This window comes from Methanothermobacter sp. KEPCO-1, from assembly GCF_008033705.1.
GTDB classification, from domain to species: domain Archaea; phylum Methanobacteriota; class Methanobacteria; order Methanobacteriales; family Methanothermobacteraceae; genus Methanothermobacter; species Methanothermobacter marburgensis.
Genome location: NZ_CP042937.1, coordinates 63,661 through 82,003 on the forward strand (window position 1 = coordinate 63,661; position 18,343 = coordinate 82,003).

General features: G+C 49.9%; 16 protein-coding genes. 3 read left to right on the forward strand and 13 right to left on the reverse strand.

Annotation, left to right across the window (positions count from 1 at the left end):
- Positions 1-3: 3 nt before the first annotated feature.
- Genes FVF72_RS00275 through FVF72_RS00285 form a run of 3 tightly spaced genes read right to left on the reverse strand, consistent with a single transcriptional unit; the run spans position 4 to position 4,036 of the window.
- Entirely contained in the window at positions 4-1,053 is a 1,050-nt protein-coding gene (locus tag FVF72_RS00275; RefSeq protein WP_147670864.1) for a hypothetical protein, read from the reverse strand.
- Positions 1,054-1,055: 2 nt separating this feature from the next.
- Positions 1,056-3,125 carry a hypothetical protein gene (locus tag FVF72_RS00280; protein WP_147670865.1) on the reverse strand — a complete coding sequence of 690 codons (2,070 nt, stop codon included), beginning with the start codon at positions 3,123-3,125 and terminating at the stop codon, positions 1,056-1,058.
- Between the two features lie 26 nt (positions 3,126-3,151).
- Entirely contained in the window at positions 3,152-4,036 is an 885-nt protein-coding gene (locus FVF72_RS00285) for a hypothetical protein (protein ID WP_147670866.1), read from the reverse strand.
- An 89-nt stretch (positions 4,037-4,125) separates the two neighbouring features.
- Between FVF72_RS00285 and FVF72_RS00290 the strand changes: the two genes are divergently transcribed.
- The gene (locus FVF72_RS00290) at positions 4,126-4,509 is read left to right on the forward strand and encodes a hypothetical protein (RefSeq protein ID WP_147670867.1); all 384 of its coding nucleotides are present in this window, start codon (positions 4,126-4,128) and stop codon (positions 4,507-4,509) included.
- A 74-nt stretch (positions 4,510-4,583) separates the two neighbouring features.
- On the opposite strand, the gene FVF72_RS00295 is transcribed toward FVF72_RS00290, so the two are convergent.
- The 3 genes from FVF72_RS00295 to FVF72_RS00305 all read right to left on the reverse strand — a co-directional run bounded on the left by FVF72_RS00295 (position 4,584) and on the right by FVF72_RS00305 (position 7,141).
- Complete coding sequence (locus tag FVF72_RS00295) at positions 4,584-5,480, reverse strand: DUF2101 family protein (protein ID WP_147670868.1); 897 nt, start codon at positions 5,478-5,480, stop codon at positions 4,584-4,586.
- Positions 5,481-5,492: 12 nt separating this feature from the next.
- Complete coding sequence (locus tag FVF72_RS00300) at positions 5,493-5,924, reverse strand: class III signal peptide-containing protein (RefSeq protein ID WP_147670869.1); 432 nt, start codon at positions 5,922-5,924, stop codon at positions 5,493-5,495.
- Positions 5,925-5,992: 68 nt separating this feature from the next.
- Positions 5,993-7,141 carry an A24 family peptidase C-terminal domain-containing protein gene (locus FVF72_RS00305; RefSeq protein WP_147670870.1) on the reverse strand — a complete coding sequence of 383 codons (1,149 nt, stop codon included), beginning with the start codon at positions 7,139-7,141 and terminating at the stop codon, positions 5,993-5,995.
- A gap of 143 nt (positions 7,142-7,284) precedes the next feature.
- Between FVF72_RS00305 and FVF72_RS00310 the strand changes: the two genes are divergently transcribed.
- Positions 7,285-9,408, forward strand: a complete 2,124-nt coding sequence (locus tag FVF72_RS00310; RefSeq protein ID WP_147670871.1) for an STT3 domain-containing protein — start codon at positions 7,285-7,287, stop codon at positions 9,406-9,408.
- A 5-nt stretch (positions 9,409-9,413) separates the two neighbouring features.
- Here the strand turns inward: FVF72_RS00310 and pyrG are convergent, their stop codons facing one another.
- The 7 genes from pyrG to FVF72_RS00345 all read right to left on the reverse strand — a co-directional run bounded on the left by pyrG (position 9,414) and on the right by FVF72_RS00345 (position 16,067).
- Positions 9,414-11,018, reverse strand: coding sequence for a glutamine hydrolyzing CTP synthase (gene pyrG / locus FVF72_RS00315; RefSeq protein WP_147670872.1), 1,605 nt, complete (start codon positions 11,016-11,018; stop codon positions 9,414-9,416).
- A 117-nt stretch (positions 11,019-11,135) separates the two neighbouring features.
- A complete protein-coding gene (locus tag FVF72_RS00320; RefSeq protein WP_147670873.1) occupies positions 11,136-12,317 on the reverse strand; it encodes a cofactor-independent phosphoglycerate mutase in 1,182 nt (393 codons plus the stop codon).
- Between the two features lie 59 nt (positions 12,318-12,376).
- Entirely contained in the window at positions 12,377-13,405 is a 1,029-nt protein-coding gene (locus FVF72_RS00325; RefSeq protein ID WP_370511841.1) for a homoserine dehydrogenase, read from the reverse strand.
- A 5-nt stretch (positions 13,406-13,410) separates the two neighbouring features.
- Positions 13,411-13,875, reverse strand: coding sequence for an allosteric regulator of homoserine dehydrogenase (locus FVF72_RS00330; protein ID WP_255503737.1), 465 nt, complete (start codon positions 13,873-13,875; stop codon positions 13,411-13,413).
- A gap of 24 nt (positions 13,876-13,899) precedes the next feature.
- Positions 13,900-14,115, reverse strand: coding sequence for an Asp-tRNA(Asn) amidotransferase subunit GatC (gene gatC, locus FVF72_RS00335; protein ID WP_147670876.1), 216 nt, complete (start codon positions 14,113-14,115; stop codon positions 13,900-13,902).
- Positions 14,116-14,239: 124 nt separating this feature from the next.
- A complete protein-coding gene (locus FVF72_RS00340) occupies positions 14,240-15,655 on the reverse strand; it encodes an asparagine synthase-related protein (RefSeq protein WP_147670877.1) in 1,416 nt (471 codons plus the stop codon).
- Between the two features lie 19 nt (positions 15,656-15,674).
- The gene (locus tag FVF72_RS00345) at positions 15,675-16,067 is read right to left on the reverse strand and encodes a pyridoxamine 5'-phosphate oxidase family protein (RefSeq protein ID WP_147670878.1); all 393 of its coding nucleotides are present in this window, start codon (positions 16,065-16,067) and stop codon (positions 15,675-15,677) included.
- A 521-nt stretch (positions 16,068-16,588) separates the two neighbouring features.
- Between FVF72_RS00345 and FVF72_RS00350 the strand changes: the two genes are divergently transcribed.
- Positions 16,589-18,322, forward strand: a complete 1,734-nt coding sequence (locus FVF72_RS00350) for a pseudomurein-binding repeat-containing protein (RefSeq protein ID WP_147670879.1) — start codon at positions 16,589-16,591, stop codon at positions 18,320-18,322.
- Positions 18,323-18,343: the final 21 nt, after the last annotated feature.

Genomic DNA, 18,343 nt, shown 5'->3' on the forward strand with positions numbered 1-18,343 from the left:
ACCTTAACTGTAATTGCTTGCAGCAAGCCCCAGGAGGTTCTTGTAGGTTGCTGAAAGGCAGAATGGGCATCCAAGGGGGTCGTACATGACATTGTTCCTCACCTTGATGGTTGTCCCGGCAATTCCAAGGAAGTACTCCCTGTCAACCTTTGAGATGTACTGGTTGCCGTCGTGGTCCTCAAGTAGGGGGTCACCTATTATGAAGGTGCTCATCCTGGTGTACTGAGGATCCGCAGATGATGACCTGTTCTCGAGGCGGTCAAAGAATGAAAGGCCATATGGGTCCACGAAGTAGTAGGGTCTTGGTGTTATGTTGCTGGGGTTGTCGGTCCCGTTGAGGCAGTACCAGAGGTTCTGAAGCCTCCCGTTACTGTCGACGCTCTCATTGAGCCTGTAGTCTGCATATGTACCGTTACTTGCATAGTAGGGGTACTTGTAGATCACGTTACTTGCACGGAACTTGGTGTTTATCCATATGTAGGGGTCCTCTATACCCTCAAGGCTCACATAGGATGACACCTGCGGCAACCGGAACTCATAGACCTGGTCCTTCTGGACAACCTTCACAGGTATGCCGCCGCGTATCTCCACTGAGAACCCGAAGGGGTCACTCTGCGTTATTGTAACATCTGAGGTGGTGAATGTGGCGTTGGTGTAATTGGTTATGGGTATATTGTTGATGTAGATCTGGCGGCCTGTCTGTCTTTCAAGCTCCTGTGAGGTGTTTATGACGTTGTCGTTTATGGCGTCAACAATGTTCCTTGTTATGTTTGCCTTACTTGTGCCGGCCGGGAAGAACTCGGCATTATCTATAACGTTCCTTGATGCATTGTATGCCGCGTTACGCCCTGCATCCGCCGCGGCCTTCTCAACTGTCGTGTATATTGAGCCAACCACCGTTACGGTGACATCTCCACCCATTGTAAGGGCTGCCAGCATGTTGGCCTCATTGGCTATGCTTCCATAGGATATGGCGATTACAATTACTGGTATAAAGAGGAGTACTGCAAGTGGTGTGAATGCGTATCCATCCTCGTCACGGATTATGCTCATATCTAACTCCTCCACAGCGTTAGTCTAACAGGTAATGAATTGGGCATGTCCCCCGTGTAGAGGGCCTCGGTCCTTATAAGTGATGGGTCTATGTTGTAACCTGATGCCTGGAGCATCTCTATGAGCTCCTGCCTTGCAAGGGCCTGGGCCGTGTACGCGTCGTTGGCATATTCTGTGGCCCACATGTTTGCAAGGAATTTCGGGTATATGACAGCAACACGTGTACCTGAATATATCTCAGCATTGGAGTCCCCTGACTCCCAGCCCTGCCCTGAATTTATGGTGACACGTATATTATAGGTTCCAGGCCTTGCACTGTAGTTCCCAGGGGTCCCGCCCGTTGTGAATATCTTACTTCCTGCAACATCAATGGCCCCTATATCCAGTGAGAAGGGCACAGGGCCATTGTAGAGCTGGGTCCAGGCGCTGGTTGAGTTTTTAACCTCAACCTTAATGGTTTTGGTGTCAAGTCCGGCCCCCACGAAGAGCAGGACCTTCTTGGCATCTGACCCGATGGTAAACTGCCTTACAGGTGCTGATACATTGGTTGAGTTCTGGTAGCTTGCAAAGGGGTAGTTGTTCCACTGGATGGGTAGTGATGTGTAGGAGACCGTGGAGTAGCAGTCGACAAGACCCACAAGGTCGTAGTCCCTCCCACTTGCATTGTCCCATATTGTGACCCTGACCTTATTGGTCTGCCCGGATCTTAAGTAGTCCCTGATGTATATTATACCCGGCACGTTACCGTAACCGTCCTTCACAGAACTGTAGGTTACCCCATCATAGTTGAATGAACAGAATGCCACGTTCCACGCGGTACCATTCCAGACCTCCACAAGGGCATCGTCAACACCACCGTATGGGTTAACAACTGTGTAGGCATCGAGTATCCTTGAACCTGGGGGTATGGGGACGTCCTGAGTGACGCTAATGGCAGATCCGTTGGAACTCCAACCATTAACACGGGAAATAACAAATGGTAGACCATCAGAGTATATATGATTCTGTCTCACCATGCTGCTCCAGTCTATCACCCGCCTAGTGTTGAGGTTGGCAACTGTACCCGTATTGATGTCATATATACGACCATAACCCATTGTCCCATTTTTGTCCAGCCTTGTTAAGCTGGGTACTGCGAGACCGGCAACGTCATTGAAGGGGTATGTACGGGTAATGATACCCCTTGGCACCTTTATTGTGTTTGTATAGTTTGCTATTATTGAAAACCATGGCAAATCGTAATCCCGGGTTCCCTTTGTGGTCATGTTGGTGAACTGGACATAGAACCTGTTTGAGCCACCCAAAAGTGAGGTTATGTTTCCCTGATAATTGTACATGAGTTCTGTTGTTCCGGGTCTGAGGTTAAGGAAGGTGAAGCTATTGTTCCTGACAACATGGGGGACGTTGTTTATCACCACCCTTGCCCCGTATGATGCCTTGTTCCGCCGGTTACATGAACCAATAAGGAACCTCCCCCAGTGGATGTTGCTTGATGGGACCGAGAAGGTAATGTTCTGGGGTGCAGTCTGGTATCCCCAGTATGGTCTTGAGTAAAGACTGTTCCAGAAATTGGTAAGCCAGTTGTGGAAGTTCCACAAGGTTGTGGTGGAGTTTATCTCCTGGTCCTCCAGTGTGACCTCCTCCATTTTATACCATGCACGTCCAAGCCAGCCCTCCTCAGGACCTGAAATGACTATGGCCCTGGATGCGGTGTCCCTTGATACGACTATCCCGCTGTCATTCCTTAGAGTCGGATACGGGCCCATCTTGAACTCATACCCAACTCCAGGTGGTAGTAGCGATCTCAGTTCAGACCTTATCACGTTCTCGGCACCTGCCGTGTTGTTCCTGGAGTACATGGCGGCTGCAGAGTACAGTGTGCCGTCCTGTCTCATGACATCCAGGGCGTCCGCTGCCAGCGCCTCAAGGTGCTGGTGGTCGGCCCCCATATAATTTGGAAGCGCAAAGTATGTCACAATCGATGCTGTGAATATAAATACAACAACCAGTGCCAGGACGGCATCGGTTGTGAATATGAATCCTCCCTCATCATCACCGAAATCACGGATCATAACGGATCACCCGAATCATAATTTTATCATTTTAACCAGAGGTACAGGACGAATTTTGCGGGCCTTAACCTCACATTATCGAGTGTTATCTGATCTGCAGGGGTGCCCTTGGGTGCTGCAAGGATGTAGACATCCATTGATGCCCCCGGGTTACTCTGGGTTCTCACACTCAGTATGTTATCCCTGAATGTTGTGTTATTGTAGAGGTAGGTCTCATTTATCTGTTCCTTGATCTCTGTGATGTGCCTGTTTATCTCGTTTGGGGGCACAACACGGTTATTGTTAACATCAACAAATGCTGAATCGTATCCCCTGTTAATTACAAGAACCCAGTAGTCGTAGATTCTAAGATATGCATCATTGGTTGGGAAGTTGGTTGTGTAGGTCCTTGGCTGCCCAGCATCCCTTATGAGACCCTCTATTGAACCCACACGCTCCACCTTGGTGGTGAGGACATAACGCTCAACCCTTGCAATGTCAGGGGCGCTTGTGTTAAGGGTTCCAAGGGTTCTAACAGTCAGACCCTCAGTGGTACTTATGTTGATGTAGTAGCCATACTCGGGGCCCACAAGTTCCTCCATGTTGGTTGTGTTTATCCCCGCGATCTTTGCAGGGGAGAGGTAGTTCTTCTGGGGCATGTTCCGTATCGGATCATATCTTGCAAGACCTATACTCTGGGGATCGCCCCTCTGCTCCCAGTCCACAGGTACTCCTGAAGTTTCAACCAGGGCGTCTGCTATGTCAGATGCCTGACGGTCAAGGGCGCTCTGATAAATGGTGCTCTGTGTTAAATACATTATGTTATCCATATCAGCAGCAAGCATTCCCAGCATTATGGTTAATGGTATGAGAGCCAGAAGTATGTCAAGCGAAAATGCAAAACCCCTCTTATCAGACAGTATACCCCTCAATTTTATCCCCTTCTCTTTATATGTGATTATTTATGCCAGGAATGTTATATATACTTGATCATTCATATATGAGTAGGAGGATGATATAGATGGACTTCAGGGGTCAGGTCTCGGCAGAATTTCTCTTGATCGTTTCATTCATAGTGATAATCGTGCTTGTATTCTCGTCAATTGCAGGTCCCCAGTCCCAGGAGAACAGTATAGCCGCCGCTGCAAGGGAGGGTGCCTCATCTGCGGTCGCTGAGATTGCATACACCAATATATCCATGAAGCCAGTAAAGGTCACGAAGACAAGCATAACAGGTGGAAGCAACAGAACTATAACTGTGTACTTTGACACGCCCATTCCCTCAAATTACAGGGCATTTGTGATAAACAGGACCGTTGAGTCCCTCTTAGGTCTCAATGGGGTAAAGCCGGTTAACAGCACCACCGTCAGGCTGGGGGATAGGACCTACACTGTACAGGTCTAGAAAACTATTCCCCACTTTTCCCAGTTACATCCAGGTACATGTCTAGAAAAAATTAATTTTTATTTATTATTCGATTACGTCCCTTCCACACCGGTTATTCTAACAGGCCTGTTACCCCTCATGCTCATGACGGACCCCTCAACTGCAAGCTTCACTGTATCCCCAACCTTCACATCAAAGCCCCCATTCTCAACGATGTAGACGTCTGGTTTAACGTTGCTCCTTATATCATAGTCAACCCTGACATAGGACGTGTTTTCACCTGTCTCTATAACCTCACCAAAGGTGTAGTCGCGCACATATCTTATTCTGAATATTAGGAAAACCACAGCCACAGCCAGCACAGCAAAGAGGAGTGTTGTGAGCGCCGGGAAAAATACAAATGGGAAGGCCATTGTGAGGGCAGAATTACCTGATACGAAGATTATAACAACACCAACAGCCACGTACATGAGGAAGAAGTCCCTGTAGGCCTCAAAGTCCCCTGGGTACATGACCCTTATCTGGCGATAGAGTATGTACAGGAGAAGCCCAAGCAGAATAAGTGCAGCCGGCATGAATACAATGAACGATATGAAATTGAAGACGTATATTATCGAGAGCACAATGAACCCAGACGCTGTTAGCTGAAGTTTGAGGACCGCGTTTTCCTTCTCTGCTGAGTCAAAGTTCCCTGCCCTGATGATTATTGGGGCGTTGTCCTCAGGTATCTTGATGTCATGGTTCCTTGCCTCCTCGAGGATTTCCTGAACCTCCTCATCCTGCTGGGCTGGAATACGCTCCCCTATTGACTCAGCCCTGTCTCTGATCCTTCTTCTCACATCCTCAACATCAACCTCTGAGATTCCCTTCCGAAGACCAGATGTCACGCTTTTTATCTTAGATGGAAGCCTTATTATTCCAAAGATTGCTGATCCAATGAGTGTGAATAGAGTTATCACTGCACTGCCGAGTCTTGAGAAGAAACTCATATGAAATCCCTCCTAGGTCCTTGTTACGTTTGTTATGAGTACAGTTGTGGAGTTAAGTGGCCACTGAACCACCGCGCGGTACCATCCCCTCTGAACATTCAGTGACTGTGATGTGAGGTTGTACTGTGTGGGGGCTGTTATATTTGACCTTGTACCGTTACTGTAGGTAACCGTGAATATCACGCTGTTATTGGCAAAGATGAGTGTACCGTCAACGGGTATGTAGAAACTCACGGTCCTCTTTGCCCCTGGACCATTGGAATAGACTATATCAGCTGCATCTGATAATGTCTGAACAGCCACCTTCGCATCCGATGCCCGGGATACATCTGTACTCGCCTCTATTGAGCTCCCTATGAGGGGTATGGTCACACCACCCAGCACAAGGAGGACCACTAGTATGAGTAGGAGGTACTCCAGGGAAACCTGTCCCCTGCTATCCATGCAGATCACCTTCAACATTTAATATCTCAACTGATATTGTTTATGTGGAGGCCCTCTTAAATACTTGGCTAAAATACCAGGTCAAATACCTTAAAGAGTATGACTGCAAGGTCACCCACAAGCAGCGATATCACAAGTCCAATAAATATTGCTGGGGCGAAGGGCAGACCCCTCCTTACACGGAACTCATCACGGATCTTTCCCTCATCTACAAGGTCCCTGAGTGTCTGGATCTCCTCCTCCCTCAGGCCGGCGGCCATCGCCGAAATTACAGGTTCGCCCCTGTAGGTCAGAGCGGATACATCACCTGTCCTTGCAGCGGTCCTGAACCTGTCGGTGAATGAGGTGTCATCAAAGTAGTACTCATCACCCTTCCTGTAGAGTGTGTGGGCGAGTATCATGCCCTCCCTGAGTTCATCCAGGTGCATGGTATCCTGCAGGGCCTCCCTTGTGATGGATGTCAGGAGCTTTCTTATGAGCTGTATGGCGGTTATTGAGACCCAGAGTACAACAACGCCGCTCACGGTTAACTCGAAGTTCCTGTAGAGGGAGTAGACAATTATCACAGATACTATCACAGCCTTCACCCTGTTGGGTAGGCGTGATATGACCATGGTGAGGAGGTAGATGAGTATGAGTGAGAGCACTATTATCTGGAAGGGGAGGAAGTCCGTTACAATGAACGTAAGCGTCACCGCCGATGTGATCACAAGGGCGAGAACCATGTTGGTCTTGTAGTGTTTCAGGGGCTCCATGAATTCATCCATGAGGTCCCTCCTTGATGTGTAGATTATGAAGAAGACGTATACCAGGAGGAATGGCAATAGAGACAGTATGCTGTTTATTATAAGTGTTAATGGAAACGGGTAAGCTGCTGTTACAGGAAAAGCCACCCCTCCAAGGGTATAACCCACAATGGATGGCTGGAATGGTAGAAGAGCCGTGATAGCCGTGAATAGCTTGACGTCACCACCGGCCCAGGCACCCATCCTCCAGAGGATGTAGCCGAGGGCAAATATACCCGCAGTGAAGATGGCGGTGTATATGAATATCCAGGGGTCCGCCTCGGTGTAGGCCCTCAGGGCGTTAAAGGCAAGACCAAGACCAATAACAGGGAATGTGAGGCGGTTGGGTATTAAACCCCTCTTTATATCACTGTATGAGGCATAGAAACATACGATAAGTGCTATGAAAACAGAGATCAGTTCCATGACCATAAAATCACTCCTCTAATGGTAAACATCGTAATCTCATATTTCAGGACTCGTTTTTAATTAATTCTCAGAGTGAGGATATTTAAGTTTTTGTGAACAGATCTCAGAATGTATATCCAGCTTATAAACTAAAGAGTGGATGCATATTGAGGCGGGATAAAAAATCAACCTGTGGACTGATAAGAGCTGATAGGAGAACACTTGTTCTCATGCTTGTAATATTCTCCGCTGGATTTGCCCTGAGGGCCGGTGCGGTTGCCACAGTGCCGGGTATATACAGTGAGAGCTACAGCCAGCCTTACATGTATGATATGGACTCCTATTATAACCTCAGGCTCGCATCCAACCTCCTTGAACACGGGACCCTCTCAGAAGATGGCTGGGACAGGTACTCATATTACCCGCCAGGTGTGCCCCTTGATTACCCGCCACTTCTCGCCTACCTCACGATCCTTGTTTACATGATCCTTTCACCATTAACAGGTTTAACTGACCTGGCATTCTGGCTTCCAGCATTCATAGCCCCCCTTGCAGGTGTCCTGGTATTCGCCCTTGCAAGGTCACTTGACTGCGATGAACTATCATCGGCGGCCGCGGGGCTTCTGGCGGTTTCTGTACCCTTCTACTTCATGAGGACTGTACCTGGATTCTATGACACAGACATGTTCAACCTTGTCCTTCCACTGGCCGTGGTACTCTCACTCCAGCTCTCTCTTAAGGAGAGTAGCTGGAGGTATGCAGTCCTTGGAGGGGTTCTCATGGTCATCTATTCAACTGCATGGAATGGCTGGCAGATACTGTACATTCTACTTGCAGCCAGCATGATCGTCTCATTTAAGTTAAGGCGCAGGGAGCCCATCATACTCCTACTGGTAAGCACGGCTCTCATTGAGGTCCTTGCACCTGGAAGTATCCTATCAATCTTCTTCGGGGCCCTCAAGATACCTGGAGGTGTGAGTTCCGCATACCCCTTCCCGAATCCATACGCCAACATAACGGAGTTACAGAGGCCTGGACTGGCAGATGCGGTGATCGCCCTTGGCCCGGGCCTCCTTCTGGCAGGCCTCGCCGGTTTCAGGGCCCTCATAAGGTATCAGAGGGAAAGTGTGCTGCTGCCTCTACTATCCCTCTGGACGGTGACGGGGGCCGTTTTAATGCTCTGGGGTATAAGGTTTTCTGAAATAACTGCCGTTCCCCTCCTTGTTACATCTGCACTGTTTCTCAGTTGCATCCGGAGGAATGAAATCAGAGTTGGGTTCATGAATTCCTCTGACCCAACATTCAGAAAAGCCCTCCATGTGGCTGTGGCTGCCATGGTGGTCCTTCCCTCGTTCATCATATGTATTGAGAGTTACAGTGCACTGCACCCGAGGGTTAATGATGACCTCATGGCCGCTGCAGATTACATAAGGGAGAATACATCCACTGGTACGGTGGTGATCTGTAACTGGGTCCACGGGCACTTCTTTGCCTTCATGGCTGAGAGGCCTGTGAATTTTGATGGTAGACTTGCCTACATTGAAACCACCCCCTGGCGGGGTGCTGATTATCCCCTTGATCCCCGGGTTCCGGGGGTTTACAGGGAGTACTGGCAGGACAGGGCACTTGCAACATCAGACCCTGTGCTTTCAGCTGAGATCCTCTCAATGCTTGCATCCTCTGGGGATGATGCCTACCTTGAGGTCCTGAAAAATGAAAATGACCCTGCAACTTCAGCCATCATCCTGGGGGACGTTCTGGGTGTTAAAAGGGGTGAACGTGCTGATTACCTCATTGAGAGGTATGGCTTCCATGATGGCACTGCAAAAAAGGTTGAATCCATACTCAACCGGAAATCAGATTATGTCCTCGTAACCTACGATCGCCTCATAGACAAGGGTTACTGGATACTCTACTATGGAAGCTGGAACTTCACAGGAAAAACAGAGGGACCACTCTACTCCACGGGTACCATCACCTCACTTGCACCACTAAGAAGTAGCGACGGTCTTGTATATGATGGTGGAAGTGTGAAATTCAATGGTGTGAATGTTTCGAGGCTTTACCTTGTGAATGGGACCCCAAGGATTATTGAGGGTGACCCCGATTCAGATATCGTTGCATTCGCACTCCTTCAGAGAAACCGGACCGTGATACTCCAGAGGAAGTATGAGGGGTCAATGTTTGTGAGGCTCGTGCTTCTGGGTGATGGTGGTGGTGTGTTCAGGGCTGTTATGAGGAGTGGGGACGTCACAGTATGGGAGCCCATCCATGAGGAAAAAACAAAGTAAAGGAATCAGAACTCCCTATTTTCAAATGCCGCCTTCAGGAATGATACAAAGAGTGGATGTGCCCTGTTTGGCCTTGATTTGAACTCAGGGTGGAACTGGCATCCAAGGAACCATGGGTGGTCCCTGATCTCAACCATCTCAACCAGAAACTCATCGGGTGATGTCCCTGAAATCACAAGGCCCTTCTCCTCAATTTCCTCCCTGAATTCATTGTTCACCTCAAACCGGTGCCTGTGCCTCTCGGTTACAAGTTCCTCCCCGTAGGCCTCATATGCAAGGGTACCCTCCCTGACCCTGCACTCATAGGAGCCGAGCCGCATGGTTCCACCCATCTTCCTTATCCTCTTCTGCTCCTCCATCATGTCAATCACGGGGTAAGGTGTGTCCGGGTCGAACTCTGTACTGTTGGCGCCCTCCATTCCATTGAGCCTTGCAAATTCTATCACCATGCACTGCATTCCCAGGCATATGCCGAAGATGGGAATCTTCTCCTGAAGGGCGAATCTCACAGCATCGAGTTTCCCTGAGATACCCCTCTCACCGAAGCCGCCCGGGATAAGTATGGAGTCAAGGTGTCTGAGGTCATCCACACTGACGTCATCATCTGCACTTATCCATTCAATTTCAACGCGGATCCCCAGGTGGGCTGCGGCGTGCTTCAGGGCCTCCCTTATGCTTATATAGGAGTCCTCAAGTTCCACATACTTGCCCACTATCCCCACTGTCACCACAGGCTCATCTATCATGAGGGATTCCACGATTCCCTTCCACTCCTTAAGATCCGCCCTTCCCTCAACATCCAGTTCTATCCTTCTCACTATGTATTCGCCGACATTTTCACTGTCAAGGACCAGGGGGACCTCGTATATGGATGATGCGTCTGGTGCGTTTACTACTGCCTCCTCCTCAACGTCACAGAAGTGGGCTATCTTCTTTTTGAGTGATGAGTCTATGGGCATCTCACTGCGGCAGATTATCATATCAGGGTTTATACCCGTACTCCTGAGCTCCTTTGTGCTGTGCTGTGTTGGCTTTGTCTTGAATTCCCCTGCAGCCCGCAGATAGGGTACATAGGTTACATGGACGAACATGACATTCTCGTGGCCCTCTTCATTCCTCAACTGCCTGAGGGCCTCCAGGAATGGCTGTCCCTCTATGTCACCAACGGTTCCGCCAACCTCCACCAGGACGACGTCGGCCCCACTTTTATCTGCAATCTTCCTTATCATTGCCTTGATCTCATCGGTGATGTGGGGTATTATCTGCACACATGAGCCCAGGTAGTCGCCTGACCTCTCCTTGTTTATGACAGAGAGGTAAACCTTACCTGTGGTTATGTTGGCCTCGCCGGGGAGGTCCGCGTCCAGGAAGCGCTCATAGTGGCCCAGGTCAAGGTCCGTCTCCATACCGTCATCGGTAACAAAGACCTCACCGTGCTGGTAGGGGTTGAGGGTCCCCGAGTCCCAGTTGAGATAGGGGTCTATCTTGATGGCTGTCACGGAAAGCCCGTATGATCTCAGTATCCTCCCAATTGATGCTGCTGTTATCCCCTTTCCTATAGAACTTACAACTCCTCCTGTTACAACAATGTACTTGGCCAGATGAACCAACTCCTGACTGGTTGAATAAGATTAATGGAATAGTCTATGTGTCTTTGAGTGAATAAGATTAATGGAATAGTGTATGTGCCTCATCGGTATTAAAAATTCGTACCCCGAAACCGGAACCTAAAGGGTTTTCATGACCTCTATAAGTCTGTGGCCCTCCCCGAGACCCAGTGAACCCTCCCTGACGGAGAATTCATCGTATGATTTTACACCATCAGGTTCAACACCATCACCTGCAATTACATAGGGTACAGGGTCAGGTACATGGGTTTTCACCTCGACGGGTGTCGGGTGGTCCGGGAGCACGGATATCCTGCAATCATATTCTGTCATGGCATCAAGTATCCTTCCCAGTACGAAACGGTCTATGCTCTCTATCGCCTTTATCTTCTCCTCAACGTCACCTGCGTGTCCGGCCTCGTCAGGTGCCTCCACATGGACAAAGAGGAAGTCGTATTCCTCAAGGGCATCTGCTGCGTACCTGCCCTTGGCCCTGTAGTCGGTGTCAAGGTAGCCTGTTGCACCGGGGACATGGATGTTCTCAAGGCCCGCGTATACACCAAGACCCTTTATGAGGTCAACGGCTGTTATTGTGGCGCCCCTCAGACCATATTTTTCACTGAATGGTTCCATTGATGGCCTGGTGCCCTGGCCCCAGAGCCAGATCATGTTTGCCGGTCTCTTTCCCCTGGCCATCCTTTCATGGTTGACCCTGTGTGACTCAAGGATCCCCCTTGAGCTGAGCATGAGATCCCTTATATGATCGGCCTCCGGTGACCCGTGTGGGAGGTGCTGGTCCACGGGTTCACCCACGATGTCATGGGGGGGTTCGACTCGCACATCGGCGTAGCTGGGTCCCGTGATGACAAAGAGGTTCCTGTAGCTCACTCCAGCATAGAATCTTCCGGGGGTTCCAAGGTGGGTGTTGAGGGCATCTATGAGCTCTGCGGCATCATCTGTTTCAATGTGGTCGGCGTTAAAGTCCACTATCCTCTCATCTGCGTTTATAAGGTTGCACCTGAATGCGACGTCCTCGGGGGAGAGCTCCACACCTATACTTGCAGCTTCGAGGGGTCCCCTCCCTGTGTAGTAACTCCTGGGGCTGTAACCCATTATGCTGAGGTTTGCCACATCTGAGCCCGCCTCCATGCCCTCTGGCACTGTCCTGAGGAGTCCACATGCGCCTTTCTCTGCAAGCTGGTCCATGTTGGGCGTATCCGCAACCTGGAGCGGTGTTTTGCCATCAAGTTCATCAAGGGGATAATCTGCCATTCCGTCTCCAACAAGAATAACATACTTCATGATAATCACTGTGAGATTAAAACGTAATCCATTATCATTCTGCTGGGATTAAAAAAACATTAAAATATTATCTGATCTCTCTGCCTTCGCCATATGGTGAGGGTGTCTGTTAGCATTGCCGAGGCTGTCTCCAGGGACCCGGCACCCCTTCCAACGGCTGTGACTTCACCTGCAAGGTCTGTCCTGAGGGTTGCCATGTTGAGTGTCCCGTCAACAGCGTAGGGGGACCCCATCCTCACGAGCCTCGGGCCCACCTCCAGTGTATCATCTGATATCTCAGCGATGAGCTTTATGAGGTAACCCTCCTGGGCCGCCAGTTCAATGGCCCCCTGGGTTATGCCTGTGATACCCTCCACACTGACATCCCTGAGGGTGCATGGCCTTCCAAGGATTGCATTGGCGAGTATAACCGCCTTGCATGCGGCGTCTGTACCCTCAACATCCTGTGCAGGGTTGGTCTCTGCTATACCAAGCTCCTGTGCCTCAAGGAGGGCCTGCTCATAGGATGAACCCTCTGAGGTCATCCTTGATAGTATGAAGTTTGTGGTGCCGTTCAGTATCCCTATAACCGATTCTATGCTGCAGGATGTGAGGGTCTCCCTTGCAAGGTTTATTATGGGCATTGCCCCTCCAACCGATGCCTCGAACATGAGCTCGGCGCCGGCCTCTGAGGATAGCTCCATGAGTTCAGAGTAGAAGAGTGCCAGGTGCCCCTTATTGGATGTTACAACGTGTTTACCATCCCCGAGGGCCTTCATGAGGAGTGACCTGCCGGGTTCACCATCTGTTATGCTGGTGGGGGTTGCCTCAACCAGGCAATCATATTCAACCTCATCCAGGAGTTCAAGGCCGCTCATACCCTCAACTCCCATGGGGTGTCTGCCGACACCATCCATCTTCTTGTGTCTGAGGATTTCAGCTATATCAAGACCGTTTCCATCATGAATTGCCCCAGATGAATCAGCAATCCCGGTAAAGGTCAGCTCCAGACCATACCTTTTTTTGAGGTATTCACCCTTGAGCTGGGCCGCCCTGAGGAATCCCTGACCCACCGCTCCAAGACCAACCAGACATATCCTCACTCTAATCACCCCTAGACCTCTGTTATGAGGAGGAGGTCATGCCTCCTGGCGGCCTCCTGGATCCTCTCAAGGACCCTCTCCCTGGTCCCATGTTCGGCCTCAACGGTTATCCTGGCTGACTGTCTTTCCCCGGACATTCTGAGTGAAAGGTCAGATACAGAGGCGCCTCTGACGCTGTTTATTGCCTCCACAGCCTCGTGGAGGTCTCCCTCTGAGATTTCGCCTATGAGTATGCTTGTGAATTTCTCCCTGATGGGGGCGCCGTCCATCTCGATTATGTTAACACCCCGCTCCTGGAGTTTGCTGATGGCCGCGTCAAGGGTTTCCCTGTCACCCTCCACCGTGAGCTGTACAGGTACCATAGGCCCGTATTCACGGTCCCTCTCATGTATAACCGTCACTATATTGGCTCCAGAGCTTCCCAGAGGCTCCAGTACAGATAAAAGCTGGCCGGGGGCATCCCGGAGTTCAATCACCAGGTTTAACCGCATCCTTAACACCTACTGGGTCCATTCACCCCTCTCAACAACTATGTTGCCGTCCTCATCAACCGGGGCGTTTCTGAGGATCTTCTCAGGGTCGGTCTTCTCAACCTCATCTTCACTCGTCCTGTTAAGGTTATCAACGATGTAATATGTTTCCTCAAGTTCAGGGACATCTTCAAGTGCCCTTGAGAATTCCTCGAGGATCTTCTCAGCCTCTTTCTCTATCTTCATGAAGGATTCCTCCTAGTGATGGGTAATCTTGAATGTGAACATATGAGTCTACTATTGATGTGCAGTGATATAAATGCTTAGATTAGAGAAACACCAAATCCGGAGAGGCGAACCCCTCATGGGATCATCTCTGAACGACCCCACCTTCATTCATGAGTCTCCTCAGGAAGGCCTCATGGTCGAATCCAGGAAGCACCCTCCTTCTAAGTATCCTATCAACCCCTGAACCGTACTGGGCTGCCTTCTTGGGCCTCTTTGCAATGTACTCAGGGACCCCCATCTCAGCCGCCACCTCCCTGAGAATGTGCTTTCTCATCTCATCATCGGGGCCCGTTATCTTGAAGCAGGTGGGGACCCTGAGGGCTAACTCTATAACCTCCAGGTCAAGGAAGGGGACCCTGAGTTCCACCGAGTTTGCCATTGTAACAGCGTCATCCCGTTCAAGGTTGACATGGTAGATGTTCTCCACATCATGTCTCAGTGCCTCTTCAAGGTTTCCATCCTCAAGGAGCCTCCTGTAGCGGTGGTATCCTGCGAAGAGCTCATCGGCTCCCTGCCCTGAAAACATGACCCTGAAGCCTGCAGCCGACGCCTCCCGGGATGCAAGGTAGAGGGGCATGGCAATGGCGATCTGCATGGGATTGTAAACCTCAATCGCAGCGAGGACATGGGGGAGTGCATCCCTCACAGCCTCCTCTGTAACCTCAATTACCTGGAGGTCCATGCCAAGGTCCTCTGCTGCCCTTGATGCGAATTCAACATCCGCCGATCCCTGTGTGCCCACGGTGTAGAGGGTGATGTTCAGGTATTCACTGAGGAGCGCCGCAAGGAGGGTGCTGTCCACACCACCTGAGAATACAAGTGCAGCCTTCTTAAGTCCGCGGGTCCTCTTTTTTACCGATCCCCTGATGGCAGATTTCAGGAGACCTTTAAGTTCATGGGGGCTTTCGGTGCATTTTCTTGGCTGGGGGAGTCCCCGTAGCTTCACCATCCTCCCATTTATGATGGCATGACCCGGTGGAAGGCTTTCCACGTTCCGCAGACCTATACTCCATAGGGCCTTTCTCTCCGAGGCAAATGCCTCCCCTGCATAATAGAGGGGCTTAACACCCACAGGGTCCCTCACCGCCGCAAGGTTCTTTCCATCGGTGTAGATGAAGGCGTAGTCCCCGTCAAGTTCACTGACTGTAAAGCGGATTGCATCCTCAAGGTCGCCGCCGTGGCCCTCTATGAGGTCCAGTATGATGTGGGCATCACCACCAGCTGGGATGTCATGACTGTAGATTTCACCGTTGAAGACCAGAACACCATCACCTGCAACCGGCTGGGGTCCGCCCACTATTGAGAGGAGGTTGTGGCCAAGTGCAATGTCCTCTGATGGAGGGGCCTCAAGCACATCCTCCCCCTCACTGGTTTTTATGGTGATCCTGCCGTCATGGTAGAGGCCTCTTGCATCGGGGCCCCTGTGTCCAATTGTTCTGAGCATCGCGGCGACCTTGTCCCTGGCGCCCGCTCCCCTGAACCCTGCTATACCACACATCCATGTCACTCTGGGGGCTTCAGGCCACCTTTTCACCGGCCTCTGGTCCCGGCTTTACTGAGTATATTTCCTCAACGGTCATGAGTATGGCGGATTTTGGTTCAAGTTCTGTCATGACGTTCTGGGCCCATTCAACGACCATGTCAAAGTATTTGCCTGATTTGAAGATTTCAACTGTTCCCTTGAACTGGTATGGGCATTCCCTGGCGTTCTGTGGTATCAGTGCCATCTTTGGGTTTTCATGGAGGTTTCTTATTGTCTTCTTCATGTAGTTGTCTGCAATGAGGATGGTCTTCTCATCAAGTGGCCTTGCGAATCCTATGGGGACCACGTTTGGTGTGCCCTCCTCATCGGCGGTTGCAACAAAAACGAGTTCCTTTTCGATGGCATCCATCATCTCACGACTCATCATATAATATCACCATTTACCTATTACTCAATGATCAGTAGATAAAGTTAACCCCGTTCTTCAGGATTGCTATTGTGCCCCTGAATACGTTTTAAACCGTTATGAGACGTTATATAGGCCTATAAAGCATCAAGCTCCTTTCTAATGTCCCCTGAATTGAGTGTGCCCCCTGAGGATTATATGGGCCAGACGCCATGGCACGATGAATCACCTCTGGAGAGCCCATATACTTAAAATGGAATCCCATTAAAATCCGGCTGCAATATTAGGTTCTATATGTGCCTTTCAGCTGGATAAAGGATTGAAAATTGTCATTCAGCCCATTCTGGAGATGGAAAGAGCATATTCATCTATCATGAAAATAAAAAGATTTCATAAAGCCTATTTTGATTTAAAAGGTTCATATAAGGCTTTTTTAGGTCAAATAAACCAAAATATTTATATATAACCTTAAATTCAAGTTTTTAATGTCACAGTGACCCTACCGGGCACTGTGGATTGGAGGCGGTAAAATTTCGGTAAACATGAGACTGGTGTGCATGCTCACTGCATGCATGCTCCTCATGAACACAGCAGGATATGCAGTGGCAGCTGATGATACAGCTTTCGAGAGTGAAGTGGAATGTGAGAAGTCACTGGATCAGTGTTCAAGTTTAAATGAAAGTTACAGTGAAGACATGGTGGACAGTGACAGCGACGGCACGTTGTATAGTGGGGCCGATCATCTGAGTGCAGATAACATCGAGCCCCCTGTTTCAGTGGACAGAGAAGTGGATACACCTGATAACACCACAGAACCTGCAGTGGCAGATGCAGACATGGAGAACGTCAGTGGCAATTCAGGCAGCCAATTTCAGGCTGCAGGTGATAATTCGGGTGTGAACCATGCAAACACACTTAGCGCTGCAGTTGACCTCAAAAAGTACATAGAAACCTACGGTAAGCTGCCATCAACAGTATCAGTGGGAAGCCAGAAGCTGACAGTTGCACAGTTCCTTGACCTGATGTTAAAGGACCTCCTTAAAAGTGCAGGAAAATCAGCTTCACTCACAGTGCGTTCAGTGAAAGCCGCGCCGAACCCATCAGGGTCAGCGACGGGGCAGCTCTCAAAGTCAGCCTACATCGAACTTGCAGAGAATGTGCTGAAGTTCATAAACAGTAACGGCAGGGCACCCAACTATGTGAGTTCCAGTATCGGCAGAATATCCTTTGATAACCTCATATACGCGGTTTCAAGGATCCTTGCATTCCATGCTGATAGTGGCAGACTCCCCAACTACGTCACGGTGAAGAAGATCAGTGCTACATCAACAACCCCATCATCATCGCTTAAGAGCGCTGCAGTTGACCTCAAAAAGTACATAGAAACCTACGGTAAGCTGCCATCAACAGTATCAGTGGGAAGCCAGAAGCTGACAGTTGCACAGTTCCTTGACCTGATGTTAAAGGACCTCCTTAAAAGTGCAGGAAAATCAGCTTCACTCACAGTGCGTTCAGTGAAAGCCGCGCCGAACCCATCAGGGTCAGCGACGGGGCAGCTCTCAAAGTCAGCCTACATCGAACTTGCAGAGAATGTGCTGAAGTTCATAAACAGTAACGGCAGGGCACCCAACTATGTGAGTTCCAGTATCGGCAGAATATCCTTTGATAACCTCATATACGCGGTTTCAAGGATCCTTGCATTCCATGCTGATAGTGGCAGACTCCCCAACTACGTCACGGTGAAGAAGATCAGTGCTACATCAACAACCCCATCATCATCGCTTAAGAAGAGACCTGAGAATGACCCCTACAACGGTGAGGGCACCTCCCGGTACCTTTCGGCAACAGCAAACTGCCAGGTGAATGACACGGCAATCAGGTCACTGGCAGCCAGCCTAACCTCAGGCCTCACCAGTGCATGGGATAAGGCAACAGCGATATTCAAGTGGGTACGCGACAGCATCAGCTACAGCTTCTACTACAACACAAGATACGGTGCCACTGGCACGCTAAAAACAAGGACAGGTAACTGCGTGGATCATTCACACCTCCTGGTGGCCCTCTTCAGGGCTGCAGGGTTACCTGCCAGGTACGTGCATGGTACATGCACCTTCACCTCAGGTAACACCTACGGCCATGTCTGGGTCCAGGTACTTGTGGGTGACACCTGGTACGCTGCAGATGCCACGAGTTCACGAAACAGTCTCGGCGCTGTATCAAGCTGGAACACTGCTACAGCAAAGATTAAGGGAATATACGCAAGTCTTCCCTTCTAGTGGTTTTTAAACCACTATTTT